Source organism: Streptomyces bobili (assembly GCF_002154575.1).
In the GTDB taxonomy this organism is placed as follows: Bacteria; Actinomycetota; Actinomycetes; order Streptomycetales; family Streptomycetaceae; genus Streptomyces; species Streptomyces bobili.
Genome location: NZ_MUBA01000222.1, coordinates 1 through 25389 on the forward strand (window position 1 = coordinate 1; position 25389 = coordinate 25389).

Below are 25389 nucleotides of genomic sequence, written 5' to 3' on the forward strand. Positions count from 1 at the left end.
CGCCCCCGGCGTCCCCCAGCAGGCCGGCGGGGCTCAGCCGGCCGGGGCCGCCGTCGGCGGCGCGCCCCTCGCTCCCGGCTCCGGTGGCGGGCAGCCCTCCTGGGCGCAGCAGGTGCACCAGCTCGCGGGAGCCGGGGACGACCAGCCCGTCGTGCCGTGGCGGCCACCGGTGGACGACGTGTTCCAGGCCGCCGCCCGCCGCCAGTCGGAGGCGCGTCCGGCGGGACTCGGCAGGCGGCTGGGCGCGCGGCTCGTCGATACGCTCGTCCTCGCCGCCGTCACCGGCGCCGCCGCGGTCCCGCTGGGACTGAAGGCGGTCGAGCACGTCAACGACAAGATCGACGCGGCCAAGCTGACCGGCGAGACGGTGACGGTCTGGCTGCTGGACGGCACCACGTCGGTGTACCTCGGTGTCGTGCTGGCCGTCCTGGTGCTCTTCGGCGTCGTGTACGAGGCGCTGCCGACCGCCAAGTGGGGCCGCACGCTGGGCAAGAAGCTGTTCGGTCTCGAGGTGCGCGACATCGAGGGCCACGAGCCCCCGTCCTTCGGTCTCGCCCTGCGCCGCTGGCTGGTCTACAGCGTTCCGGGCCTCCTCGCCATCGGCGTCGTCGGCATCCTGTGGGGCCTGTTCGACAGGCCGTGGCGCCAGTGCTGGCACGACAAGGCGGCGCACACGTTCGTCGCGGGCTAGGGCCTGTCCGACAGCCGTTCGGATCAGGCCGTGGAGCGGCGGCGTGTGCGGAGCCGGCGGACACCTTTCACGCCGTAGAAGACGCTCACGAGCGCGTAGCCGGGGAGGGCGAGCCAGAACCAGGATTCCGCCACCAGGAGACCCAGCATCAGGCCGCCGAAGAGCAGCAGGGAGCCGACGACGTCCAGCAGGTCGAGGCGCGCCTTGGCACGCAGCGCGGCGTCGGATCCACGCAGCCGGTCGATGACCGTGAAGAGGCCGAGGACCTGCAGAAGGAACAGGGGGAGCGCGATCCAGGCGAACCAGCCGGGTATGTCCACGGCGCGCACTGTATCGCTCCCCGGGACCCTCGGAACGAAGATCCGGAAGATGCGGGCCGGGCTCGGTCGGCACCGTGGCGGTGCCAGGGTCTCGTACCCCGGACGGCGGCTCGCCGGATGCGGGGGCGGGCGGTTCGCGGTCGACTCGGGCCATGACGACCGAACCGCCCCCCGGTTCCGGCGGCGAGCCGCCGGAGGACGATCCGTTCAGGAAGCAGCCCCCGCAGCAGCCGCCGTACGGTCAGGGGCAGGGCCCGCAGGGTTCCCCGTACGACAGCCCGCACGGCGGTGCGGGCGGGCAGCAGCCCCCGCCCCACGGAGGCGGGCAGCAGCCGCCGTACGGCGGTGCGGGCGGGCCCTACGGCGGTGCGGGGGGGCCCTACGGCGGTGACCCCTATGGGGGTTTTCCCGCTGACCCGCTCTCCGGGATGCCGCCGCTCGCCGACAGCGGCAGGCGCACGCTGGCGCGGATCATCGACATGATCATGGTGGGCGTCGTCGTGTGGCTGCTGACGTGGGGCTTCGGCGTCAACGAGTACGACGTGGACGGCGACGGCGTCGAGGTCGGAAAGTCCTTCGCCCAGTCCTTGGTGGCCGCCGTGCTGTACATCGCCTACGACACCTTCATGACCGCCAAGTCCGGCCAGACGCTGGGCAAGAAGTGGCTGGGCCTGCGCGTGGCCAACCTCGACAACGGCTCCACGCCCTCCACACAGACCTCGCTGGTGCGCGCCCTGGTGCTGTGGGTGCCGTTCGCGTTCTGCTGCGCCTGTCTGTGGACGGCGATCTGCGGCGGCTGGAGCTTCTTCGACAAGCCCTACAAGCAGGGGCTGCACGACAAGGCCGCCAAGACCGTCGTGGTGAGCACGGGCTGACGGCCTGTGAGTACGACGAGAAGGGCCCGCGGCCTCACTGGAGCGGGCCCTTCTCGTCGTGGCGTTCAGGGTGTCGACGGCTCCCGGACCGGCTCGGGTGCCGCGGAGACCGAGGCGGGTACGGGCTCGGCCATGGTGGAGCGTGCCACGGTGACGGTGACCTGGCGTCGGGGCACCGGGAGCGTCATGGCGACGAGTACGCCGAGGGCGAGCGCGGTGATGACGACGACCGCGATGAGTGAGCCCGAACTCGTCTGCGACAGCAGCAGCATGGCGAGCGTCGAGAGGATGACGGTGCAGGAACCGTACGTGAGCTGTGCGACGGTCGGACGAGGCATGGCAATCGTGTCCTCGGGAGCGGGGGCGGTCTCGACTCTATTCGGCTGCATGCCCGACCGGAACGAGCAGTAAGCGTGAGCTGACACACGGTGCCGGTGCACAGGGGGCGCACGGAGTCATGGCGTCCACTCGGTGGACGGGGCCGCGCGCCTGTCGCGTAACAGTCACATGTCCGCAATGCGAACTCGTCCTCCCAATAATGCGTTGATCTGTTCAAGTCAAGGTCTGTCTTTTCTGGTGAAGCAGTAGTCAAATGACGGCACTTGACTACACGCGTATAACCGCGCGCGGACTTCCCTTGACATGGATCCCCCTTCCGCGCGTCAGGCACGCGTTAGGGGAGGCAATCAAGTGACCAGCAGATCCTGGACGTTCAGGACGTCCGCCACGGTCGTCGCCCTTGCGGCGGCCTCGGCGACGTTCTCGGCGTTCGCCGTGGCTCAGGCGGCCGACAACGCGCCGACCGGGACCACGGCGGTGGACCGGCACGACCCGCAGCCGGCCAAGGCCCGCGAACACGACTTCGACGGGCCGCTCAGCAAGACTCAGGAGGCACAGCGGGAGGAAGCCCTCGAACAGGTCATCTCCGGTGAGGCCACGGTCAAGGACCGGGACGGCTCCAAGGTCGTCCAGCTCGACAGCCGCAGGGGTGAGAGCAAGTACGTCGAACTCGGCCGCGAGAAGACCGACAAGATCTTCACGATCCTCGTCGAGTTCGGCGACCAGGTCGACAGCCGCTACGGCGGCACGCCCGGCCCGCTGCACAACCAGATAGCCGCGCCGGACCGTGCCAAGGACAACAGCACGGCCTGGCAGGCGGATTACAACCAGGCGCACTTCCAGGACCTGTACTTCGGTACCGGCGCGGGCACCGAGTCGCTGAAGAAGTACTACGAGAAGCAGTCCTCGGGCCGCTACTCGGTCGACGGCGAGGTGACCGACTGGGTCAAGGTCCCCTACAACGAGGCCCGCTACGGCTCCAACGACGCCTCCACCGGCGCCTGGTACGCCGTGCAGGACGGCGTCAACGCCTGGGTCGCCGAGCGCGAGGCCGCCGGTGACACCCCCGCCGAGATCAAGGCGGAACTGGCCGAGTTCGACCAGTGGGACCGCTACGACTTCGACGGCGACGGCGACTTCAACGAGTCCGACGGTTACATCGACCACTTCCAGATCGTGCACGCGGGCGAGGACGAGTCCGCGGGCGGCGGCGCGCAGGGCGCGGACGCCATCTGGGCCCACCGCTGGTACGCCTTCGGCACCGACGCCGGTTCCACCGGCCCGGACACCAACAAGCTCGGCGGCGCCCAGATCGGCGACAGCGGCATCTGGGTCGGCGACTACACCATCCAGCCGGAGAACGGCGGCCTGGGCGTCTTCGCCCACGAGTACGGCCACGACCTCGGCCTGCCGGACGAGTACGACACGGCGGGCGGCGAGAACTCCACCGGCTTCTGGACGCTGATGTCCTCCGGTTCCTGGCTCGGCACCGGCAAGGACTCCATCGGTGACCTGCCCGGCGACATGAACGCCTGGGACAAGCTCCAGCTCGGCTGGCTGGACTACGAGGTCGCCAAGGCGGGCGTGAAGTCCAAGCACAAGCTGGGTCTGGCGGAGTACAACACCGCCAATCCGCAGGCCCTGATCGTCACGCTGCCGGAGAAGACGGTCACCACCGACGTCGTCGTGCCGGCCCAGGGCGCCACCCAGTGGTGGAGCGGCAGCGGTGACGACCTGCGCAACACCCTGACCCGCTCGGTCGACCTGACCGGCAAGTCGACGGCGGCACTGTCGCTGGACGGCTGGTGGGACATCGAGGCCGACTACGACTACCTCTACACCGAGGTGTCCACGGACGGCTCCAACTGGACGCCGATCGACGGCAAGCTGGCCGACGGCAGCGCCGTCCCGCGTGACGGCAGCGGCAAGCCGGCCCTCACCGGCACGGTCGAGGCCTACCAGAAGCTGACGTACTCGCTGGACGCCTACGCGGGCCAGAAGGTCGACGTCCGCTTCCGTTACGCCACCGACGGCGGCGTGGCCCAGAAGGGCTTCGCGGCCGACCAGATCACGGTGACCGCGGACGGCGCGGCCCTGTTCTCCGACAACGCGGAGAGCGCGGACGCCGCGTGGACGGCCAACGGCTTCACCCGCATCGGTGCGGCCATCACGGACGACTACGCGCAGTACTACATCGCCGAGAACCGTCAGTACGTCTCGTACGACAAGGTCCTCAAGGTCGGCCCGTACAACTACGGCTTCTCGACGACGCGTCCGGACTGGGTGGAGCACTACCCGTACCAGAACGGCCTGTTGATCTGGAAGTGGGACACCTCCCAGGCCGACGACAACACCAGCCAGCACCCGGGTGAGGGCCTGATCCTCCCGATCGACGCACACCCGACACCGCTGAAGTGGTCCGACGGCAGCCTGATGCGCAACCGCATCCAGGCCTTCGACTCCACCTTCAGCTGGTACCCGACCGACGCGATCACGCTGCACAAGGCCGACGTCGCCACGAAGATCAAGGCCCGTCCGGGCGTCCCGGTCTTCGACGACAGCCTGTCGTCCTACTACGACGCGTCGAACCCGCTGGCCGGCGTCAAGATCACTGACACCGACACCTCCATCAAGATCGTCAGTGAGCCGCTGAGTGGCTCGACGGTCACCGTGAAGGTGGGTCCGTCGGCTAAGTAGCCAACGTTTTCCCAGGTCAGACGCGTATCGGCGGCAACCCTCTGGCGGGTTGCCGCCGATCGTGTTTAGGTGCCTCCTGTGTCCTTCTTATTGACAGACTCATCGACAGGCCCCTTGACGGACCCAGGGGCGACCGCTTCGACGCCGACACGCACGGGGGTGTGACCGCATGGCCGCAGGAGGTTTCTGCATGTTGCCGAACGGCTCGGTGGTGGTGGCGCTGAACCTGCCCAGCCCCGCCGCCGACGGCGCCGCAGCCGTACGTGTCCTGGTCGTCGCCCAGAACCGCGCCCGAGCCCTGACCAGGCTCCGCAACCTGGGTCTGCGCGCCGTCTACCTGCGGGGCAACGCGGCCCCGCCCAGCCCGGACGAGATCACCGCGGTCCTGCACCATCCCGACGGCCTCATATGGCGAACGGCTCCCGACAACGCTGTCAGCACCCTCGTCAGCGTCCCCGAACTGTGGCGCCCGATCCGTGCGCTGCTCCGCCGCCCGGCGGCCTCGGGGACGTAGCCCGCGGCCGGAAACGGTTACTGCACGACCGGCTTCCCCGAGAGTTCCACGCCCGCCCCGCGCAGCTCCTCGAGCGCCCGCTCGGTGGTCTCCGGGGCGACGCCGGCGGTCAGGTCGAGCAGGACGTGGGTGCGGAAGCCCTCGCGGGCCGCGTCCAGCGCGGTGGCCCGGACGCAGTGGTCGGTGGCGATGCCCACCACGTCCACCTCGTCGATCTTCCGGGCGCGCAGCCAGTCGCCCAGCTTGACGCCGTTCTCGTCGGCCCCCTCGAAGCCGCTGTACGCGGCGGCGTAGGCGCCCTTGTCGAACACCGCGTCGACGGCGCCGGAGGCCACCGCCGGGGCGAAGTTCGGGTGGAAGCCGACGCCCTCGGTGCCGGCCACGCAGTGCGCCGGCCAGGAGTGCGCATAGTCGGGGTTGTCGGCGAAGTGGCCGCCGGGAGCGATGTGGTGGTCGCGGGTGGCCACCACATGGCGGTATCCGGCGGGGGCCTGCCCGATCAGCTCGGTGATCGCGGCTGCCACATCGGCGCCCCCGGACACCGCGAGGCTGCCCCCCTCGCAGAAGTCGTTCTGCACGTCTACGACGATCAAGGCGCGGCGCATGGTGGGTGTCCTTCGACAGTGGGTGAAGTAATCGAGCCTAGAGACTTCGGCGGCGATAGGGGAGGGGGCGTCACGCCCCGTCCCCCATGGACATGGCGCTTCAGAGCCTGTCGTTCGGGTCAGGCCCTAACTACCCGAGCGCCCCTGGATGTACTCCGTGGGAATCACGGGTTCCCCTCGGGAGAGCTGTGTGGCCGACAGCGGCAGTCCGGCGCGGGCGGCCGTGTGCCGGTCGCGGACCACGTCCAGCGGCTCGCGGGCGACGACCTCGCCGCTCTTGACCAGCTCCACCAGGAGCTGGTGGTCGGCCAGCTCGGCGGGGACCTGGCCGGTGCCGACGACCTCCGCCTCGGCGACCCCGTCGGCGTCCGGGCGGCGCGCGGCCCACTTGCGGCCGCCGACCGAGGTCTTGCCCCCGGACGACTTCTTCGCCACCGGCACCAGCGGTGCCTTCGGGTCGTCGGACTCGGCGCGGGCGACCAGCTTGTAGACCATGGAGGCCGTCGGGTGCCCGGAGCCGGTCACCAGCTGGGTGCCGACGCCGTACGCGTCCACGGGGGCGGCGGCCAGGGAGGCGATGGCGTACTCGTCGAGGTCGGAGGTCACGATGATCCGGGTGTCGCGCGCACCCAGCTCGTCCAGCTGCTGGCGCACCCGGTGGGCGACGAGCAGCAGGTCACCGGAGTCGATGCGGACGGCGCCCAGCTCGGGCCCGGCGACCTCCACGGCCGTACGGACGGCCTCGGTGACGTCGTAGGTGTCCACGAGGAGGGTGGTGCCGCGGCCCAGCGACTCCACCTGGGCGCGGAAGGCGTCGCGCTCGGTGTCGTGCAGGAGGGTGAAGGCGTGCGCGCTGGTGCCCACGGTGGGGATGCCGTAGCGGAAGCCGGCCGCGAGGTCGGAGGTGGTGGCGAAGCCGCCGACGTAGGCGGCGCGGGACGCGGCCACCGCGGCCAGTTCGTGGGTGCGCCGGGCGCCCATCTCGATCAGCGGGCGCTGCCCGGCCGCCGAGGACATGCGGGAGGCGGCGGCCGCGATCGCCGAGTCGTGGTTGAGGATGGACAGGATCACCGTCTCCAGCAGCACGCACTCGGCGAAGGAGCCCTCGACCCGCATGATCGGCGAGCCGGGGAAGTACACCTCACCCTCCGGGTAGCCCCAGACGTCACCCGAGAAGCGGTAGGAGGCGAGCCATTCCAGGGTCGCCTCGTCGACGATCTTCCGCTCCCGGAGGAAGCCGAGGACGCCCGCGTCGAAGCGGAAGTTCTCGACCGCGTCCAGGACGCGTCCGGTGCCGGCCACCACGCCGTAGCGCCGGCCCTCCGGCAGCCGCCGGGTGAAGACCTCGAAGACGCTGCGCCGGTCGGCGGTGCCCGCCTTCAGCGCGGCTTGCAGCATCGTCAGCTCGTACTGGTCCGTGAAGAGCGCCGTCGAGGGAACATCCACCGGCAGCCCAAGATCTGCAGTGCTCATGGCGAGAATCGTACTCCCTTTTCGTCGGTGTGACGATTTCCCTGGTGCATGGCAGCATGGGCAGTGTGACGTCACCCGCTCCCCTAGAGATCGAACGCACCGAGTCGGCGGAGGAGGTCTTCGCCGTACCCGAGCCGGACGTCCCCTGGGTCACCATCGTCCACAACGACCCGGTCAACCTCATGAGCTACGTGACGTATGTCTTCCAGGCGTACTTCGGCTACTCCAAGGACAAGGCCACCAAGCTCATGCTCGACGTCCACCACAAGGGCCGGGCGGTCGTCTCCAGCGGAACCCGCGAGGAGATGGAACGCGACGTGCAGGCGATGCACGGTTACGGACTGTGGGCCACCCTCCAGCAGGACCGGAAGTAGTCACCTCACCGATGCCAGGACACTTCGAACCGATCCCCGGCGGCGGCGCGGCCGTCGCCCTCGACGACGTCGAGATCTCCATCATCCGGTCGCTGGCCGTGCAGCTCCTGGAGCTGATCGGCCCCGGCCCCGCCGAGGACGCCTCCGCGGACCCGCTCGCCGAGCTGTTCGCCGAGGGCCCGAGCGAACCGCCCTCCGACCCGGTCCTCAGGCGCCTCTTCCCCGACGCCTACACCGACCCCGAGGTCACCCCCGGCCCCCGCGAGGAGGAGGAACGGCGCGCCCACTCCGCCGAGTTCCGCCGCTTCACGGAGAACGACCTGCGGGCCGGCAAGCGCGAGAACGCCCTCGCGGTCGTGCGCTCGCTGGACGCGCTGGTCGCCGAGGGCGACAGCGTGGCGGTGCTCAAGCTGTCGCCCGCGGAGTCCCAGCAGTGGCTCCGCACGCTGAACGACCTGCGCCTGGCGATCGGCTCCCGCCTCGACATCACCGACGAGGACGACACCGACCTCCTCTACCGGCTCCCGGACGAGGACCCGCGCAAGCCGATGGTGATGGCGTACCTGTGGCTGGGCGGCCTCCAGGAGACGCTCGTGACCACCCTGATGGGCTGAGACGACCGCCGTCACGGCAGGGGGAGTCGCCGTCACGGCAGGGGGACCCGTCGTGGCGGCTGGGGATGCCGCCGTCGCGGCTGAGAAACATGCCGTTGCGGGCCGATATGTGACGGTTCTGTGTTCGCTCAGAGGACGCTCAAATCCGGATAACGATCACGTCACCGGTGCGGCCGACTGTGTCCCTTTTGTGACTAGTTTGGCCGCGTCTCCTTGTGTAATGCGCCACACGCGCGCCGGGCGATCACTATTGCGGCCGTGATAAATCTTCACGACCGCCCGGCGAACACCACCCGTATGTCCGCCGGGTGCGCCACCGAGCCGGCGGATCGCCGGCCAGGCACAACGCTCCATCATCCGGGGGGATCGAGACCCGATCCGCGGCCGACGAAGGCCCGGTTCGGCATGGAGAAAGGCGCACCACACATGACCTCCGCTCAGGTCGGCACGGAAAAGGGCCCAGAGGAGTCGGAAGAGGGCTACGAGCGCGGACTCGGCAGCCGACAGGTCCAGATGATCGCGATCGGCGGCGCCATCGGCGTCGGCCTGTTCCTGGGAGCCGGGGCGAACATCGCCAAGGCCGGTCCCAGCCTCATCCTCATGTACGCCCTCGCGGGCGTGATCATCTTCTTCATCATGCGGGCACTCGGCGAGCTGCTCCTCTACCGCCCGGTCTCCGGGTCCTTCGCGGAGTACTCCCGCGAGTTCCTCGGCCCGTTCTTCGGCTACTTCACCGGCTGGACGTACTGGCTGATGTGGGTCGTGACCGGCATGGCCGAACTGACGGCCGCCGCGATCTACGTCAACTACTGGTTCCCGTCCGTCCCCCAGTGGGTGACGGCGCTGGTCTTCCTGGTGATCCTCTTCGGGGTCAACCTGATCTCCGTGAAGCTCTTCGGTGAGCTGGAGTTCTGGTTCTCCATGGTCAAGGTCACCGCGCTCATCGGCATGATCGTCATCGGCCTCGGTGTCCTCACCTTCGGCTTCAGCTCGGCCGGCGACACCGCCGCCGTCTCCAACCTGTGGGCCTTCGACGGCTTCTTCCCCAAGGGCGTCGGCTCCTCCCTCATGACCCTCCAGGGCGTCATGTTCGCCTACCTCGCCGTCGAGCTGGTCGGCGTCACCGCCGGCGAGTCGGAGGACCCCGAGAAGACCCTCCCGAAGGCCATCAACACCCTCCCGTGGCGCATCGCGCTGTTCTACGTCGGCGCGCTCACCGTCATCCTCTGCGTCGTCAGGTGGACCGAGTTCGCCCCCGGCGTGAGCCCCTTCGTCGCCGCCTTCGCCAAGATCGGCATCCCGGCGGGCGCCGCCATCGTCAACTTCGTCGTGCTGACCGCGGCCCTGTCCTCCTGCAACTCCGGCATGTACTCCACCGGCCGCATGCTGCGCAACCTTGCCGACAGCGGCGAGGCCCCGGCCGTCTTCCGCAAGCTGTCCTCGACCAAGACGCCCGCCCTCGGCATCGCCGTCTCCGTCGCCTTCATGGGCATCGGCGTGATCCTCAACTACGTCGTCCCCGAGAAGGCCTTCGGCTACGTCACCTCCGTCGCCACCGCGGCCGGCATCTGGACGTGGCTCATGATCCTCGTCAGCCACGTCCTCTACCGCCGCGCCGTCGACGCGGGCCGCCTGCCCGCCTCGTCCTTCCCGGCCCCCGGCGGCGCCAAGTGCAGCTACGTCGCCATCGTCTTCCTCCTCTTCGTCACCGGCCTCATCGCCTACGACCCCGACTCCCGCGTCTGCCTGTACGTGATGGCCGGCTGGGCCGCCGCCCTCGGCATCGGCTGGGCCGTGCTGAAGACCCGCAACCCTCAGATCGCCGAGCGCAGCCCGGAACTGGACAAGGTCGGCTGACCCCCGAGGACGTCCGGCCGCAGGGAGCACTCGTGGCGCCCCCTGCGCCCGCCGCTCAGGACGTCCGGCATACGGGCCGCCCCGTACCGTCCCTCGGTACGGGGCGGCCCGCCCGTCTCCCGCCGCACCCTGCCGACGCGCTGCGCGCGGCCCCTTCGGCCCGCCTGTTTATCCTGGCGACCATGCTCACCATCACCCAGGCCCTGTTCGACCAGATCGTCGCCCACGCGCGCGAGGACCACCCCGACGAGGCGTGCGGCGTGGTCGCGGGCCCCGCGGGCTCGGACCGCCCGGAGCGGTTCATCCCCATGCTCAACGCCGCCCGCTCGCCCACGTTCTACGAGTTCGACTCGCAGGACCTGCTCAAGCTCTACCGCGAGATGGACGACCGCGATGAGGAGCCGGTGATCATCTACCACTCCCACACCGCGACCGAGGCCTACCCCTCCCGCACCGACCTCTCCTACGCCAACGAGCCCGGCGCCCACTACGTCCTCGTCTCCACCGCCGACAGCGACGACGCGGGCCCCTTCCAGTTCCGCTCCTACCGGATCGTGGAGGGCCAGGTCACGGAGGAGGAGATCAAGGTCGTCGAGGCGTACTGAGCCGGGCCGGACGGCCGCTCCGCCCACCCGCCCAACCTCCCGCGGCAGCTACCGTTTCCGCCAGGTACCCGCACAACCGGCCCCGACGGAGATGGTCTTGACGCAACGGACGAACGCACGCCGCCCCACCCTGGAGGACGTGGCCCGACGGTCGGGGGTCTCCAAGTCCACCGTGTCACGGGTGATCAACGGCGAGGCGCGGGTACGGGCGGAGGTCGCCGACCGGGTCCGGGCGGTGGTCGCCGAACTGGGTTACGTCCCCAACCAGGCCGCCCGCCAACTGGTCACCCACCGCACCGGCGCGATCGCGGTCGTCGCCTCCCAGCCCGAGAACCGGCTCTTCCTCGACCCGTACTTCGACTTCCTGCTGCGCGGCATCCGCCGCGAACTCGCCCGGCACGGCGCACAGGCCGTCATGCTGTTCCTCGACGAGCCGGACGACCACCCGCGCGTGGCCGACTACCTCGGCGGCGGCCACGTCGACGGCGCGCTGCTGTTCCCCCTGCGCCCCGACGACCGCCTGCCCGAGATGATCGACCGCATCGGCCTGCCCGCCGTCTTCGGCGGCCGGCCCCTCCCGCGCGACGGCGGCACCATGCACCGCCACCCCTACGTCGACGGAGACAACCGCGGCGGCGCCCGCCAGGCCGTCCGGCACCTCGTCTCCCTCGGACGCCGCCGGATCGCCGCGGTCGCCGGGCCCTACGACCAGGAGAACTCCGCCGCCGACCGCCTCGCCGGCTACCGGGACGTCCTCCCGGCCGCCCCGGCCGGCCTCGTCGAGAAGGCCGACTACACCCGGCAGGGCGGCGCCGACGCCATGGCCGTGCTCCTGGACCGCCACCCCGACCTGGACGCCGTGTTCGTCGCCTCGGACTTCATGGCGTCCGGCGTCCTGCAGACACTGCGCGAGCGGGGCCGCCGGGTCCCCGACGACGTCGCCGTCGTCGGCTTCGACGACCTCACCTCCATCGCCGAGTCCACCGACCCGCCCCTGACCACCGTCCACCAGGACGTCGAGGAGATGGGCCGGCACATGGCCCGGCTGCTCATGGACGACGCCACGTCCACCGCGTCCTCGGTGGTCGTCCCCACCCGCCTGGTGCTCCGGCAGTCCGCCTGAACCGGGCGGCGCCTCCGGGCGGTCTCACTCCCCGGCCCCATTTCGTCCATCATGTGGGATCACACTCCAGGGCCCGGACCGGGAATCGATACGATGAGCCCATGGTTTCCCACGACGTGAGCGAGAAGACGCCGGGCGCACTGCTCGTGGCGCGGCTGCACGTCGACCTGTGCAGGCTCGCCAGCGCCATCTGTTGACGCCGGCCCTGCCCGCCGTACGGCCGTGCGCCGCGGCGCCCTCTCACGCATGTACCTGCGCTGCCCACACCTTCCGACAGGAGCCCTGAGCCATGGCCATCGAGGTCCGCATCCCCACCATCCTGCGCCAGTACACCGACGGCAAGAAGGCGGTGGAGGGCAGCGGTGACACCCTCGCCGACCTCTTCACCGACCTCGAGACCCGGCACACGGGCATCAGGGACCGCATCGTGGAGAAGGGCCAGCTGCGCCGCTTCGTCAACGTGTACCTGAACGACGAGGACGTCCGCTTCGTCGAGGGCATCGACACCAAGCTCGCCGACGGCGACACCGTGACGATCCTGCCGGCCGTGGCCGGCGGCATGGCCTGAGCGACCCGATGCGCTACGACTCCCCCCTCGCCGCGGTGGGCAACACCCCTCTGGTGCGCCTGCCGCGGCTCTCGCCGTCCGCCGACGTCCGCATCTGGGCCAAGCTGGAGGACCGCAACCCCACCGGCTCGGTCAAGGACCGTCCCGCCCTGCACATGATCGAGCAGGCCGAGAAGGACGGCCGGCTCACCCCCGGCTGCACCATCCTCGAACCCACCAGCGGCAACACCGGCATCTCCCTCGCCATGGCGGCCAAGCTCAAGGGCTACCGCATGGTCTGCGTCATGCCGGAGAACACCTCCCAGGAACGCCGCGAGCTGCTCGCCATGTGGGGCGCCGAGATCATCCCCAGCCCCGCCGCCGGCGGCTCCAACACCGCCGTACGCGTCGCCAAGGAGCTGTCCGCCGAGCACCCCGACTGGGTGATGCTCTACCAGTACGGCAACCCCGACAACGCCGGCGCCCATTACGCCACCACCGGCCCGGAGATCCTCGCCGACCTGCCGTCCGTCACCCACTTCGTCGCCGGACTCGGCACCACCGGCACCCTCATGGGCGTCGGCCGCTTCCTGCGCGAACACAAGCCCGACGTCAAGATCGTCGCCGCCGAACCGCGCTACGACGACCTGGTCTACGGCCTGCGCAACCTCGACGAGGGCTTCGTCCCCGAGCTGTACGACGCCTCCGTCCTCACCACCCGCTTCTCCGTCGGCTCAGCCGACGCCGTCACCCGCACCCGCGAGCTGCTCCAGCAGGAAGGCATCTTCGCGGGCGTCTCCACGGGCGCCGCCCTGCACGCCGCGATCGGCGTCGGCAGGAAGGCGCTCACCGCGGGCGAGAGCGCCGACATCGTGTTCGTCGTCGCCGACGGCGGCTGGAAGTACCTCTCCACCGGCGTCTACACGGCCGCCACCACCGAAGAGGCCATCGAAACCCTCCAGGGCCAGCTCTGGGCGTGAGCGGCCCCCTCGCGCACCTCTACGTCGCCAGGTGACGGACCTGGTCCCACAGGACCGGGTCCACCACACCCACCCGCCGCCGGAAGTCGCCCAGCGCGACCTGGCGCAGCTCGTCCGTCTCCAGGTAGCTCGCCCGCCCCCGCGTGTCCCCGACCGCGCCCGGCGGCAGCGGAATCACCCCGGCCCGCTCGTCGTGGTACTTGCTGGTGATCTTCGCGACGGTCACCCGGTTCCCCCGCACCACCAGCACCAGACACGGCCGGTCCTTCGCACCCGGACCGTCCTCGAACGGCACGTTCGCCCACCAGATCTCCGCCGGCCGAGGCCGCCTCGCACCCCGCCCGCGCCCCGGTCCACGCGCCGGCCGGCCCGGCGGCCGGGACCTGCGCCCGGCCGGACGCCGGCCGCGCCCCCATCCGTCGACGAGCGTGGCGACGAGCGCGAGCAGCACCACCGCCGCGAGAGCCAACCACCAGGACGTGTCCATACGCACGACCGTACCGGGGCGCGTTCACCATCGCGCGCCCTCCCGCACGCCCCCGCACCCCCGGTCCAGCCGAACCGGTGACACCACAGGTGAGTTCCCCCACAACAGCCCCTGGTGGAGGAGCGACCAGAGGTTTTGCGCCTTACGCTCGACGAACCGCACGACCTCTGTCGCCCCCTTTTCACGACCGTCCGTTTTCCGATCTTCCCCGGTACTTCTCGGTTTCCCGCCAGCGGAGGTTTCTGCTCTATGAAGCTCACCGTCGTCGGCTGCTCAGGGTCGTTCCCGTCCGCGGAATCGGCCTGCTCGAGCTACCTCGTCGAGGCCGACGGCTTCCGGCTGCTTCTCGACATGGGCAACGGCGCCCTGGGCGAGCTGCAGCGCCATTGCGGTCTCTACGACCTCGACGCGATCTTCCTCAGCCATCTGCACGCCGACCACTGCATCGACATGTGCGCGTACTTCGTGGCCCGCTACTACCGCCACGACGGCGGACGCTGCGCCCCCATCCCGGTCTACGGCCCCGAGGGCACCGAACACCGCCTCACCACGGCCTACGCCGACACCCCCTCGGCCTCCTCGATGAGCGAGGTCTTCGACTTCCACACCGTCAAGCCCTCCACCTTCGACATCGGCCCGTTCACGGTCCACACGGAACGCGTGGCCCACCCGGTGGAGGCGTACGGCATCCGCGTCGAGCACGGCGGGCGCTCGCTCACCTACTCCGGCGACACCGGAGTCAGCCCGGCCCTCGACGAACTCGCCCGCGACAGCGACCTGTTCCTGTGCGAGGCCGCGTTCACGTACGGCAAGGAAAGCATCCCCGACCTGCACCTCAACGGCCGCGAGGCGGGTGAGACGGCCGCCCGCGCGGGCGCCCGCCGCCTCGTCCTCACCCACATCCCCCCGTGGACCGACCCGCAGGTCAACCTCGCGGACGCCCGCGCGGCGTTCGCCGGCCCGGTCGAAGCGGCGGCGCCGAGAGTGACGTACGAGATCTGAAGTCCCCGCACACGACGAAGGCCCCCGGAGCGGTTCAGGGCTCCGGGGGCCTTCGCATGCGCCTGCTGTGTACGTCCGTCAGCCGAGGCTCACGCCTTCGTGAGGTCCTCGACCTCCTCCTCGGGCTCGCGGCCGGGGGTGGTGAGGTTGAACCGCACGATGGCGAAGCGGAAGACCACGTAGTAGATCGCCGCGAACACCAGGCCGATCGGGATGATCAGCCATGGCTTGGTCGCCAGGTTCCAGTTGAGGAAGTAGTCGATCGCACCGGCCGAGAAGCTGAACCCGTGGTGGACACCAAGACCCCAGGTGACGGCCATCGAGACGGCCGTCAGTACCGCGTGGATCACGTACAGCAGCGGCGCGATGAACATGAACGCGAACTCGATCGGCTCGGTGATACCGGTGACGAACGAGGTGAGCGCGAGCGAGACCATCATGCCGCCGACCGCCTTGCGACGCTCCGGACGCGCGGTGTGCGTGATGGCGAGGGCAGCGGCGGGCAGCGCGAACATCATGATCGGGAAGAAGCCGGTCATGAACTGGCCCGCGGTGGGGTCACCGTGGAAGAAGCGCGGCAGGTCACCGTGCCAGACAGCACCCGACGCGTCCTTGAAGGTGCCGATCTCCTGCCAGGCCACCGTGTTGACGAACTGGTGCATGCCCACCGGGAGCAGCGCGCGGTTGATCGCGCCGAATATGCCCGCGCCGACCGCGCCGAGGCCGGTCATCCACTCGCCGAAGTTGGTGATGACATCACCGATGGGCTCCCACACCAGGCCGAAGACGACGCCCACGGCGGTGCCGATGAAGGCCATCAGGATCGGTACCAGCCGGCGGCCGTTGAAGAAGCCCAGCCAGTCGGGGAGTTTGGTGCGGTGGAAGCGCTGCCAGGTGACCGCGGCTATCAGGCCCATGATGATGCCGCCGAAGACCTTGGGGTCGTTGTAGGTGGCGGCTACGTCCGCGCCCTCGGTGACCTTCGCGTCGCTGATCGGGAACGCGGTCAGGACGTTCTTGTAGACGAGGAAGCCCACGAGCGCGGCGAGCGCGGTGGAGCCGTCGGCCTTCTTGGCGAAACCGATGGCGATACCGACGCAGAACAGTAGCGGCAGGTTGGCGAAGACGGCGTCACCGGCGGTGGCGAACACGTCCGCGACCTTGCCCCAGCCCAGGCCGTCCTTACCGAAGACGTCGGGCTGACCGAGCCGCAGCAGAATGCCTGCCGCCGGCAGCACGGCGATCGGCAGCTGCAGGCTGCGGCCGACCTTCTGAAGGCCCTGGAACAGGCCTGATCCCCACTTCTTCGTGGGGGCCGCCGTTGGCGAGGTGGCGGTGCTCATACACTTCCTCCATCGGGTGGTGGTCTACACCACTCAGTGGTGTAGACCTGTTTCTAGCACGATGAAGGCGATATAAGGAACCCGTCAAAACTGCAACCGGAACACTACGCAGCGCACCCGCCCGAGCGATCCCCGCCGAGCATGACGAAGGGCCCCCGGACCACTGGTCCGAAGGCCCAAACCCCTTGCCCGGTAAGGCCTTTCAGGGCTTCGTGATGTCCTCGTGCTCCTCCTCCGGCTCCCGTCCCGGCGTTTTCAGATCGAACCGCGTGATCGCGAAGCGGAAGATCACGTAGTACACGAGGGCGAAGCACAGGCCGATCGGAATGATCGCCCACGGCTTCGTCGCCAGATTCCAGTTGATGACGTAGTCGATGAGACCCGCCGAGAAGCTGAAACCGTCGTGCACCCCCAGCCCCCACGTCACCGCCATCGACACACCCGTCAGCACCGCGTGGATCGCGTACAGCACCGGCGCCACGAACAGGAACGAGTACTCGATCGGCTCGGTGATGCCCGTCACGAACGACGTCAGCGCCACCGACAGCATCAGCCCGCCGACCTCCTTGCGGCGGCCCGGCCGTGCGCAGTGCGTGATCGCCAGCGCCGCCGCGGGCAACGCGAACATCATGATCGGGAAGAACCCCGACGTGAACTGACCCGCGTCCGGATCACCCGCCAGGAACATGTTGATGTCACCGTGCACGACCGTCCCGTCCGGCTTGGTGTACGAACCGAACTGGAACCAGATGGGCACGTTCAGGAACTGGTGCAGACCGATCACCAGCAGCGCCCGGTTCGCAATACCGAAGATGCCGGCACCCCACGCGTCCAGACCGTCCAGCCAGTCGCTGAAGTTCTCCAGCGCGTCACCGATCGGCGGCCAGACCCACAGGCACAACGCCGCGAACGCGATGGCCACGAACGCCATGATGATCGGCACCAGCCGACGGCCGTTGAAGAAGCCCAGCCAGTCCACCAGCTTCGTACGGTGGAAACGCTGCCAGAAATACGCGGCCAGCAGACCGATCACGATCCCGCCGAAGACACCCGGATTCTGGTACGTGAACGCCACCACCGTGCCGTCCTCGGTGCCCTGGCAGCCGATGCCCGGCACCGCCTTCAACCCCTCGCCGCAGTCCTCCGGGAACTGCCGCAGCACGTTGTAGTAGACGAGGAAGCCCGCCACCGCGGCCAGCGCCGTCGAGCCGTCCGACTTCTTCGCCATACCGATGGCCACACCGACGCAGAACAGCAACGGCAGCCCCAGCTGACCGTCCAGCAGGGCGCCGCCCGCGCCCATCATCACCTTCGAGACGTCCGTCCACCCCAGCCCGTCGGCCCCGAACACGTCAGGCTGACCGAGCCTGTTGAGGATCCCCGCCGCAGGCAGCACGGCGATCGGCAGCTGAAGACTGCGCCCCATCTTCTGCAAACCCTGGAACAGACCGTTCCAACGGGCCCGCGCAGGCCCGACCGTGGTGTCAGCGCTCTCGGCACTCATGGTTTGGCGACCGCCTGTCAGGTGGTGTAGACCAGCTACGGACGATTTCGGTGCTGTGACGTCATCCTTCGATACATCCGGCACGATCGCTCGCAAAGATGGGCCAACTGTGGGTTACTACGACAAAGCGGTCGCCGTCGACAGCAGCCCACCACGTCGGAACTCAGGGACCTCAGGGAGAAGGACATGGCCACCAAGGCTGAGAAGATCGTCGCCGGGCTCGGCGGCATCGACAACATCGAAGAAGTCGAAGGCTGCATCACCCGCCTTCGCACCGAGGTCATCGACGCCGGCAAGGTCGACGAGGCCGCCCTGAAGGCCGCCGGCGCCCACGGCGTCGTCAAGATGGGCACCGCTATCCAGGTCGTCATCGGCACCGACGCCGACCCCATCGCCGGGGAGATCGAAGACATGATGTGAGCCCCACCGCTCACTCGAAAGGGCCCCACCGCACCCGCGGCAGGGGCCCCTTCCGCGCCTGCCGCTAGGCTCGACACCATGTCTCGCATCGACGGCCGCACCCCCGAACAGCTCCGCCCCGTCACCATCGAACGCGGCTGGAGCAAGCACGCCGAAGGCTCCGTCCTCGTCTCCTTCGGCGACACCAAAGTCTTCTGCACCGCCTCCGTCACCGAAGGCGTCCCCCGCTGGCGCAAGGGCAGCGGCGAAGGCTGGGTCACCGCCGAATACTCCATGCTCCCCCGCGCCACCAACACCCGCGGCGACCGCGAGTCCGTCCGCGGCAAGATCGGCGGCCGCACCCACGAGATCTCCCGCCTCATCGGCCGCTCCCTGCGCGCCGTCATCGACTACAAGGCCCTCGGCGAGAACACCATCGTCCTCGACTGCGACGTCCTCCAGGCCGACGGCGGCACCCGCACCGCCGCCATCACCGGCGCCTACGTCGCCCTCGCCGACGCCATCACCTGGGCCCAGGGCCGCAAACTGATCAAGGCTGGCCGCCAGCCACTCACCGGCACCGTCTCCGCCGTCTCCGTCGGCATCGTCGGCGGCATCCCCCTCCTCGACCTCTGCTACGAGGAAGACGTCCGCGCCGAGACCGACATGAACGTCGTCTGCACCGGCGACGGCCGCTTCGTCGAGGTCCAGGGCACCGCCGAGGCCGAGCCGTTCGCCCGCGAGGAACTCAACTCCCTGCTGGACCTTGCCGTTTCCGGCTGCACGGAATTGACCGTGCTCCAGCGCGCCGCCCTTGATACCGTCCTGCAAAAGTAAAGAGAACGCCAAACAGGGCCGGACGCGCGGGCAACCTCGCCGTCCGCCCCGGCGTCTTGCGCAGTACCACGGCCCGCGCACGGCCGCACACAACGGGGGCCTCCCGGGGCCTGCACTAGGGGAGGAACACCGTCATGTCCAAGGTCGCGAGCCGTCACCGAGGCCGCCGTATCACCATCGCCGCCGCCACGGCGGCCGTCGCACTCACCGTGGGACTCACCACCACCGGCTGCGACGCCGTGAACAAGGCACTCGACTGCGTCCAGACCGCCGACGCCATCGCCGACAGCGTCACCGACCTCCAGCAGGCCGTCGAGAACGCCGCCAACGACCCGACGCAGACCCAGGAATCCCTCACCTCCATCGAGAAGAACCTCGACAAAATAGGTGAGAAGACGGACAACACCGACGTCAACAAGGCGGTCGACGACCTCCGCGAAGCCGTCACCAACGTCCGCACCGCCGTCGACAACGGCGACAACACCCCCGACCTCAGCCCCGTCACCGACGCCGCCGGCGAACTGACCAAGGTCTGCACCCCCTAGCACCCCGCAGAACCGCGCGCGGGAGTCGGGGCACGACTCGGGATACTGGGCCCATGACCCGCCTGATCCTCGCCACCCGCAACGCCGGAAAGATCACCGAACTCAGGTCGATCCTCGCCGACGCAGGCCTGCCCCACGACCTCGTCGGCGCGGACGCCTACCCCGACATCCCCGACGTCAAAGAAACCGGCGTCACCTTCGCCGAGAACGCCCTCCTCAAAGCCCACGCCCTGGCCCAGGCCACCGGCCACCCCGCCATCGCCGACGACTCCGGCCTCTGCGTCGACGTCCTGAACGGCGCCCCCGGCATCTTCTCGGCCCGCTGGTCAGGACGCCACGGCGACGACAAGGCCAACCTGGAACTACTCCTGGCCCAGCTCGCCGACATCGCCGACGAACACCGGGGCGCCCACTTCGCCTGCGCGGCAGCGCTCGCCCTGCCGGACGGCACGGAGCGGGTCGTAGAGGGTCAGCTGAGAGGCACCCTCCGCCACGCCCCGACCGGCACGAACGGCTTCGGCTACGACCCGATCCTCCAGCCGGAAGGCGGGACCCGCACCTGCGCGGAACTGACGGCGGCGGAGAAGAACGCGATCAGCCACCGGGGGAAGGCGTTCCGGGGACTGGTGCCGGTGATTCGGGAGCTGTTGGGCTGAGACGCGGGAGAGGGGCCGCCCGGACGGGCGGCCCCTCTGTCGTGTGCGGCCGGTGGGACTCGAACCCACACGGGTGTTAACCCACTGGGACCTAAACCCAGCATGACTGCCAAATTCCATCACGGCCGCTCAAAAACGGTCATCAACCTCGACCGGCGGCACTCAGTGTACGGGGGTGCCGGGTCACCCGGCGAGTGCGTCTCTGCCGTCCTCGTGGCGCCACGTCTCCGTCGGGGAGTGGTAGTTGGAGCACATGTGCAACGGCCCGCGGCGACCGAGGTCGACGCGGGCCTGGCGGGGAAGGGAGGGGGTCTCAGATGCCCAGGTCCTTGATGATCTTGGCTACGTGGCCGGTGGCTCGGACGTTGTAGAGGGCGTGTTCGACCTTGCCCTGCTCGTCGACGATGATCGTGGAGCGGATGACGCCCATGTAGGTCTTGCCGTAGTTCTTCTTCTCGCCGTAGGCGGCGTAGGCCTCGGTGACCGTCTTCTCGGGGTCGGCGAGGAGGGTGACCTTGAGGGATTCCTTCTCGCGGAACTTGCCGAGCTTCTCGGGGGTGTCGGGGGAGATGCCGATGACGTCGTACCCGGCGCCGGCGAGGAGGTCGAGGTTGTCGGTGAAGTCGCAGGCCTGCTTCGTGCAGCCGGGGGTCAGGGCGGCCGGGTAGAAGTAGACGATGACCTTGCGGCCCTTGTGGTCCGACAGGGACACCTCGTGGCCGTCGGCGTCGGGGAGGGTGAAGGCGGGGGCCACGTCGCCGGGCTGGAGTCGCTCGCTCATCGGTCCAGCGTAACGGGGGGTCCTGACGGTGCGGGCGGGTGGGGAACTGACAGACTGTCCAGAACATGTAGGAAACGTCGGCTCACTTCGGAGGCCCCACCGTGGCGGACACGTCGGACACCAGAACCCCGGCGCAGATCGAGGCGGACATCAGGCGCCGCCGAGAGACGCTGGCTGAGACGCTGGACGAGATCGGGGTGCGGGTGCATCCCAAGACGATCGTCGGCGATGCCAAGGCGAAGGTCGCGGCCAATGTCGATCACACGATCGGGAGGGCCTATGTGCAGGTCAACCGGGTCGTGAGCGATGTGAGGGCGCAGTTCGTGGACGAGGAGGGCGCGCCTCGTCTGGAGCGGGTGGTGCCGGTGGCCCTGGTGGTGGTCGGGGTCGTGGGGCTGCTGGCGTTCAGTACGCGGCGACGCAAGGGCTGACCCGGAGGCGTTCCGGCCGGGCGGAGGCAGGTAGGTTCGTCGGTGTGAGCGGTATGAGAAGCGAGCACAGTGGTGACGACGACAAGCTGCCCATCCGGATGCTGCACGACCGGGTCCTGGTGCGTCAGGACGCGAGTGAGGGTGAGCGGCGTTCCGGTGGCGGGATCCTGATCCCGGCGACGGCGGCCGTGGGCCGTCGGCTGGCGTGGGCGGACGTCGTTGCGGTGGGTCAGAACGTGCGGACCGTGGAGCCGGGCGACCGGGTGCTGTACGACCCGGAGGACCGGGCCGAGGTGGAGGTGCGGGGGACCGCGTATGTGCTGATGCGTGAGCGTGATCTGCACGCGGTGGCCGCGGACCGGTTCGAGGGGTCCGAGGACTCGACGGGGCTGTACCTCTGATTCGCCTCTGATGCGCCTTTGATTCGTAGGCTGAAAAGGGCTGGTGACCATGGTCACCAGCCCTTTTTCTCTTCTTTTTGCTAGCTTGGAGGGAGCCCGACGAGACGCGCCGTACCGGGATGTACGTAGGCAAAGACGACGCACCGTTCTGTTGAGCGTTCGTGTCTCGGAGGTGCTGTCATGGCCTGGGTTCTGTTGATCGTCGCCGGTCTGCTCGAGGTGGGCTGGTCGATCGGGATGAAGTACACCGACGGGTTCACGCGTCTGGTGCCCAGCCTTTTCACCGGTGCGGGGATCGTCGCGAGCATGCTGTTGCTGTCGTATGCGGCGCGTTCGCTGCCGATCGGGACGGCGTACGGCGTGTGGGTGGGGATCGGTGCCGCGGGGGCGGCGGTGTTCGGCATGGTGGTGCTGGGGGAGCCGGCGACCGCCGCCCGGATCTTCTTCGTGTGTCTGCTGCTGGTCGCCGTGGTGGGGCTGAAGGCGACCTCGGGGCATTAGAGGTCGGAACCGTTACTCGTCGAGCGGTCTGCGGGTCGTGAGCTGGGGGAAGGTGCCGCCGGGTGTGCCGATGGCGCCGCCGTCGGAGGTGTCGCCGGTGGTTCCGCCGTCGGAGGTGTCCCCGGTGGTGCCCGCGTCGGTGGTGCCGCCCGTGGTGGGGGTGCCGCCGGTGGAGGTGTCTCCGGTGGTGCCGCCGGTGTCCCCGCCGCCGGTGGTGGGGGTGCCGCCGGTCGTCGTACCGCCGGTGGTGCCGGTGGGGGTGCCGCCGCCGGTCTGGCCCTGGTTCGTGCCGGGGGACTGGCTGTTCTGGCCGCCGGTGGTGTCGTCCTCGTCGTCCTCCTCGGTCGGCTCGCCGCGGGAGGGTTCGGCGGACGGGTACGCGGTTTCCTCGGAGCCTTCCTGGATCTGGAGGGTGAAGTCGGTGGGCGGGGTGTCCTTGAGGGCGTTCTTGGTGAACTGGGCCCAGATCTCGGTGGGGGCGCCGCCGCCGTTGATGCGGGGCAGGCCCATGACGTTGTACAGCGACTTGTGGGCGGCGGTGACCGGGTCCTGGCCCATGACGGCGACGACGGTGGCGAGGTCGGGGGTGTAGCCGGCGAACCAGGCGGCGGTGTCCTCCTCGGCGGTGCCGGTCTTGCCCGCGGCGGGGCGGCCGGCGGCGAGGGCCGCGGTGGCGGTGCCGTTCTGGACGACGCTGCGCAGGACGGAGGTGGTGGTGTCGGCGGCTTCGCGGCTGATGACCTGGGAGGTCTTGCGCTCGGGGAGGTCGAAGACGTCGGCGCCGTTCTTGGTGACCTTGTCGATCATGGTGTAGGTGCCGTGCCGGCCGTGGTTGGCGAGTGTGGCGTAGGCCTCGGCCATGTCGAGGACGCTGGCGGTGGCCGTGCCGAGGGCGATCGACGGGTAGGGCTCCAGGTCGGGCGTGTCGGTGGGCAGGCCGAGGTCGACGGCGGTCTGCTCGACCTTCTCGGGGCCGACGTCGACGGCCATCTGCGCGTACACGGCGTTCACGGACTTGTCGGTGGCGCTGCGGACGCTGATGTCGCCGTAGTCGACGTTGTCCTCGTTCTCGGGGGCGTAGCTGCCGCCGCTCCAGCCCTGTACGGGGCGCTGGTCGGTGCCGTCGTAGATGGTGTTGGGGGTGATGCGGCGGCCGTCCTGGGTCTCGGACTCGTTCTCGACGGCCGAGGTGAAGACGAAGGGCTTGAAGGTGGAGCCGACCTGGAAGTCCCGGCGGGTGGCGTTGTTCGTGTACTGCTTGACGTAGTCGATGCCGCCGTACAGGGCGAGGACGTTGCCGGTCTTGGGTTCCACGGCGGCGCCGCCGGCGCGGACGTAGGTGTCGGCCTTGCGGTCCTTCGGGTCGAGTTTGTCCATCAGCTTGTCGTTGACGGCGTCGACGAAGGCGTCCTGCTTCTTCTTGTCCAGGGTGGTGGTGATGCGGTAGCCGCCGGCTTCGAGTTCCTCGGGGGTGGCGATCTTGGTGGTGCGGAGGTAGTCCTTGATGGCGGTGACGAGGTAGCCGCGCTGGCCGGACATGCCGGTGTCGGCGCCGGAGGTCTCCTTGGGGGCGGGGAACTTCAGGCCGGTGCGGTCGGCCCGGCTGAGCCAGCCCTTGCCGACCATGCCGTCGAGGACGTAGTTCCAGCGGGCTTCGGCGGCCTTGCGGTTCTCGGGGTGGGCGATGACGTCGTACTCACTGGGCGCGTTGACGAGGGCGGCGAGGTAGGCGCCCTGGGCGGGGGTGAGTTCGGCGGCGTCGACGCCGTAGTAGGCCTTGGCGGCGGCCTGCATGCCGTAGGCGTTGCGGCCGAAGTAGCTGGTGTTGAGGTAGCCCTCGAGGATGTCGTCCTTGGAGATCTCGCGGTCCAGCTTGATGGAGATGAAGAACTCCTTCACCTTGCGGGTGACGGTCTGTTCCTGTGCGAGGTAGTAGTTCTTCACGTACTGCTGGGTGATCGTGGAGCCGGACTGCTTGCCCTTGCCGGTGGCGGTGTTCCAGCCGGCCCGGATCATCGCCTTGGGGTCGATGGCGGACTCGGTGTAGAAGTCGCGGTCCTCGGCGGCCAGGACGGCGTGCTGGGCGGCTTTGGAGATCTGGGAGAGGTCGACGTTCTCGCGGTTGACGGTGCCGTCGCGGGCGATCTCGGTGCCGTCGGCGTAGAGGTAGACGTTGCTCTGCTTGGTGGCGAGGGCGTTGGCGGGCGGGATCTTGACCATGGAGTAGCCGACGAAGAAGAGGCCGACGACGAGGGCCGCGCCGAGGAGGAGGGTGCCGAGGACCATGCGCCAGGTGGGGAAGATCCGACGCCAGCCGGTGCGTTTGGGCCGCTTGGGGCGCTTGGCTTTGGCGCCGGCCGCAGGGCCGGCTGCCTGGGGGACGCCGGGAGCTTCGGCGGATGCGGCTGCTGAGGCTGCGGCTGCGGCGGCCGGGGAGGTGTAGGCGGCTCGGGGTGTGTGCGCGGCCTTGGGTGTGTGGGCCGGCTCGGGGGTGCGGGGCGCTTCGGGGATTCGGGCCATTTCGGTGGTACGGGCCGTGTCGGGCGTGCGGGCGGTGTCGGGCGCAGGCGCCGAGCCGGGCGTACGGGCGGCTCCGGTGGGACCGGTGGGACCGGTGGCCGCCTCGGGTTCGCGTGCCGCTTCGGGTGTCCCGGCGGACTTCGGTGTCCCGGTGGCCGCGGGTGCCTTCGTGGCCTCGGAGGGCTTGGCCGTCTCGGACGTCCCGGCGGTCTCGGGTGTGCCGGCCGCTTCGGGTGTGCCGGCTGCCTCGGGTGTGCCGGTCGGCCGGCCCTCGGTCGGCTGCTTCGGCTGCGGCTGCGGCTCGTCGCTCATGTGTTGCTCGGACTCCTGTTTCGCCTCGTACGTTCCCGTACGTCTCGTACGCCTTC

At 69.5% G+C, this 25389-nt stretch carries 29 protein-coding genes and 1 tRNA gene; 20 read left to right on the top strand and 10 right to left on the bottom strand.

What is annotated here, in order from left to right; translation table 11 throughout:
- The coding region (locus BZL64_RS18700; protein WP_244205393.1) for an RDD family protein at positions 1-691 on the top strand (691 nt) is incomplete at its 5' end.
- Between the two features lie 23 nt (positions 692-714).
- On the opposite strand, the gene BZL64_RS18705 is transcribed toward BZL64_RS18700, so the two are convergent.
- The gene (locus tag BZL64_RS18705) at positions 715-1011 is read right to left on the bottom strand and encodes a hypothetical protein (protein ID WP_086770370.1); all 297 of its coding nucleotides are present in this window, start codon (positions 1009-1011) and stop codon (positions 715-717) included.
- A 152-nt stretch (positions 1012-1163) separates the two neighbouring features.
- Here BZL64_RS18705 and BZL64_RS18710 point away from each other — a divergent pair, with 152 nt between their 5' ends.
- Positions 1164-1886: an RDD family protein gene (locus BZL64_RS18710; RefSeq protein WP_086770339.1), complete on the top strand. Its 723-nt coding sequence runs from the start codon at positions 1164-1166 to the stop codon at positions 1884-1886.
- A 65-nt stretch (positions 1887-1951) separates the two neighbouring features.
- Here the strand turns inward: BZL64_RS18710 and BZL64_RS18715 are convergent, their stop codons facing one another.
- Positions 1952-2224, bottom strand: coding sequence for a hypothetical protein (locus tag BZL64_RS18715; protein WP_086770340.1), 273 nt, complete (start codon positions 2222-2224; stop codon positions 1952-1954).
- Positions 2225-2576: 352 nt separating this feature from the next.
- On the opposite strand from BZL64_RS18715, the gene BZL64_RS18720 reads away from it, so the two are divergent.
- Together BZL64_RS18720 and BZL64_RS18725 are read left to right on the top strand one after the other, a co-directional pair.
- Positions 2577-4922 carry an immune inhibitor A domain-containing protein gene (locus BZL64_RS18720; RefSeq protein ID WP_086770341.1) on the top strand — a complete coding sequence of 782 codons (2346 nt, stop codon included), beginning with the start codon at positions 2577-2579 and terminating at the stop codon, positions 4920-4922.
- Positions 4923-5091: 169 nt separating this feature from the next.
- Positions 5092-5436 carry a hypothetical protein gene (locus tag BZL64_RS18725; RefSeq protein ID WP_086770342.1) on the top strand — a complete coding sequence of 115 codons (345 nt, stop codon included), beginning with the start codon at positions 5092-5094 and terminating at the stop codon, positions 5434-5436.
- 17 nt (positions 5437-5453) lie between these two features.
- Here BZL64_RS18725 and BZL64_RS18730 read toward each other — a convergent pair whose 3' ends face one another.
- Positions 5454-6041 (bottom strand): nicotinamidase, encoded by a 588-nt coding sequence (locus tag BZL64_RS18730; protein ID WP_086770343.1) that lies wholly within the window; start codon positions 6039-6041, stop codon positions 5454-5456.
- A 126-nt stretch (positions 6042-6167) separates the two neighbouring features.
- On the bottom strand, positions 6168-7514 hold the full coding sequence (locus BZL64_RS18735) for a nicotinate phosphoribosyltransferase (protein ID WP_086770344.1): 1347 nt from the start codon (positions 7512-7514) through the stop codon (positions 6168-6170).
- A gap of 56 nt (positions 7515-7570) precedes the next feature.
- Between BZL64_RS18735 and clpS the strand changes: the two genes are divergently transcribed.
- From clpS to BZL64_RS18775, 8 genes are all read left to right on the top strand, one after another.
- On the top strand, positions 7571-7888 hold the full coding sequence (gene clpS / locus BZL64_RS18740) for an ATP-dependent Clp protease adapter ClpS (RefSeq protein ID WP_086770345.1): 318 nt from the start codon (positions 7571-7573) through the stop codon (positions 7886-7888).
- 11 nt (positions 7889-7899) lie between these two features.
- On the top strand, positions 7900-8502 hold the full coding sequence (locus BZL64_RS18745; protein ID WP_086770346.1) for a DUF2017 domain-containing protein: 603 nt from the start codon (positions 7900-7902) through the stop codon (positions 8500-8502).
- A gap of 426 nt (positions 8503-8928) precedes the next feature.
- Positions 8929-10359: an amino acid permease gene (locus tag BZL64_RS18750; protein ID WP_086770347.1), complete on the top strand. Its 1431-nt coding sequence runs from the start codon at positions 8929-8931 to the stop codon at positions 10357-10359.
- Positions 10360-10541: 182 nt separating this feature from the next.
- Positions 10542-10964, top strand: coding sequence for a M67 family metallopeptidase (locus BZL64_RS18755; RefSeq protein ID WP_086770348.1), 423 nt, complete (start codon positions 10542-10544; stop codon positions 10962-10964).
- Between the two features lie 91 nt (positions 10965-11055).
- Positions 11056-12087 carry a LacI family DNA-binding transcriptional regulator gene (locus tag BZL64_RS18760; protein ID WP_086770349.1) on the top strand — a complete coding sequence of 344 codons (1032 nt, stop codon included), beginning with the start codon at positions 11056-11058 and terminating at the stop codon, positions 12085-12087.
- Between the two features lie 101 nt (positions 12088-12188).
- Entirely contained in the window at positions 12189-12284 is a 96-nt protein-coding gene (locus tag BZL64_RS42040; RefSeq protein WP_319180349.1) for a putative leader peptide, read from the top strand.
- Positions 12285-12376: 92 nt separating this feature from the next.
- Positions 12377-12655: a MoaD/ThiS family protein gene (locus BZL64_RS18770; protein ID WP_086770351.1), complete on the top strand. Its 279-nt coding sequence runs from the start codon at positions 12377-12379 to the stop codon at positions 12653-12655.
- Between the two features lie 8 nt (positions 12656-12663).
- A complete protein-coding gene (locus BZL64_RS18775) occupies positions 12664-13614 on the top strand; it encodes a PLP-dependent cysteine synthase family protein (RefSeq protein WP_073496250.1) in 951 nt (316 codons plus the stop codon).
- A gap of 19 nt (positions 13615-13633) precedes the next feature.
- Here the strand turns inward: BZL64_RS18775 and BZL64_RS18780 are convergent, their stop codons facing one another.
- Positions 13634-14101 carry a type II toxin-antitoxin system PemK/MazF family toxin gene (locus BZL64_RS18780; RefSeq protein WP_086770352.1) on the bottom strand — a complete coding sequence of 156 codons (468 nt, stop codon included), beginning with the start codon at positions 14099-14101 and terminating at the stop codon, positions 13634-13636.
- 249 nt (positions 14102-14350) lie between these two features.
- On the opposite strand from BZL64_RS18780, the gene BZL64_RS18785 reads away from it, so the two are divergent.
- Complete coding sequence (locus tag BZL64_RS18785; RefSeq protein ID WP_086770353.1) at positions 14351-15103, top strand: MBL fold metallo-hydrolase; 753 nt, start codon at positions 14351-14353, stop codon at positions 15101-15103.
- Between the two features lie 89 nt (positions 15104-15192).
- Here BZL64_RS18785 and BZL64_RS18790 read toward each other — a convergent pair whose 3' ends face one another.
- Positions 15193-16446 (bottom strand): PTS transporter subunit EIIC, encoded by a 1254-nt coding sequence (locus tag BZL64_RS18790; RefSeq protein WP_086770354.1) that lies wholly within the window; start codon positions 16444-16446, stop codon positions 15193-15195.
- Between the two features lie 202 nt (positions 16447-16648).
- The gene (locus BZL64_RS18795) at positions 16649-17950 is read right to left on the bottom strand and encodes a PTS transporter subunit EIIC (RefSeq protein WP_086770355.1); all 1302 of its coding nucleotides are present in this window, start codon (positions 17948-17950) and stop codon (positions 16649-16651) included.
- Between the two features lie 75 nt (positions 17951-18025).
- On the opposite strand from BZL64_RS18795, the gene BZL64_RS18800 reads away from it, so the two are divergent.
- The 4 genes from BZL64_RS18800 (at position 18026) to rdgB (ending at position 20387) form a co-directional block, all read left to right on the top strand.
- Positions 18026-18370: a PTS sugar transporter subunit IIB gene (locus tag BZL64_RS18800; RefSeq protein WP_268252298.1), complete on the top strand. Its 345-nt coding sequence runs from the start codon at positions 18026-18028 to the stop codon at positions 18368-18370.
- A 78-nt stretch (positions 18371-18448) separates the two neighbouring features.
- On the top strand, positions 18449-19186 hold the full coding sequence (gene rph, locus BZL64_RS18805; protein ID WP_086770357.1) for a ribonuclease PH: 738 nt from the start codon (positions 18449-18451) through the stop codon (positions 19184-19186).
- A gap of 134 nt (positions 19187-19320) precedes the next feature.
- The gene (locus BZL64_RS18810) at positions 19321-19731 is read left to right on the top strand and encodes a hypothetical protein (RefSeq protein WP_086770358.1); all 411 of its coding nucleotides are present in this window, start codon (positions 19321-19323) and stop codon (positions 19729-19731) included.
- Positions 19732-19784: 53 nt separating this feature from the next.
- On the top strand, positions 19785-20387 hold the full coding sequence (gene rdgB / locus BZL64_RS18815; RefSeq protein WP_086770359.1) for an RdgB/HAM1 family non-canonical purine NTP pyrophosphatase: 603 nt from the start codon (positions 19785-19787) through the stop codon (positions 20385-20387).
- Positions 20388-20431: 44 nt separating this feature from the next.
- On the opposite strand, the gene BZL64_RS18820 is transcribed toward rdgB, so the two are convergent.
- Positions 20432-20516 (bottom strand) — tRNA-Leu (locus BZL64_RS18820).
- A 184-nt stretch (positions 20517-20700) separates the two neighbouring features.
- Positions 20701-21168, bottom strand: a complete 468-nt coding sequence (bcp, locus tag BZL64_RS18825) for a thioredoxin-dependent thiol peroxidase (protein WP_086770360.1) — start codon at positions 21166-21168, stop codon at positions 20701-20703.
- 101 nt (positions 21169-21269) lie between these two features.
- Here bcp and BZL64_RS18830 point away from each other — a divergent pair, with 101 nt between their 5' ends.
- From BZL64_RS18830 to sugE, 3 genes are all read left to right on the top strand, one after another.
- Positions 21270-21599, top strand: coding sequence for a DUF3618 domain-containing protein (locus BZL64_RS18830; protein ID WP_086770361.1), 330 nt, complete (start codon positions 21270-21272; stop codon positions 21597-21599).
- Positions 21600-21652: 53 nt separating this feature from the next.
- Positions 21653-22000, top strand: a complete 348-nt coding sequence (locus tag BZL64_RS18835) for a GroES family chaperonin (RefSeq protein WP_167396164.1) — start codon at positions 21653-21655, stop codon at positions 21998-22000.
- Between the two features lie 180 nt (positions 22001-22180).
- Positions 22181-22501: a quaternary ammonium compound efflux SMR transporter SugE gene (sugE, locus tag BZL64_RS18840; protein WP_086770363.1), complete on the top strand. Its 321-nt coding sequence runs from the start codon at positions 22181-22183 to the stop codon at positions 22499-22501.
- A 12-nt stretch (positions 22502-22513) separates the two neighbouring features.
- On the opposite strand, the gene BZL64_RS18845 is transcribed toward sugE, so the two are convergent.
- Positions 22514-25333, bottom strand: a complete 2820-nt coding sequence (locus BZL64_RS18845; RefSeq protein WP_086770364.1) for a transglycosylase domain-containing protein — start codon at positions 25331-25333, stop codon at positions 22514-22516.
- Positions 25334-25389: the final 56 nt, after the last annotated feature.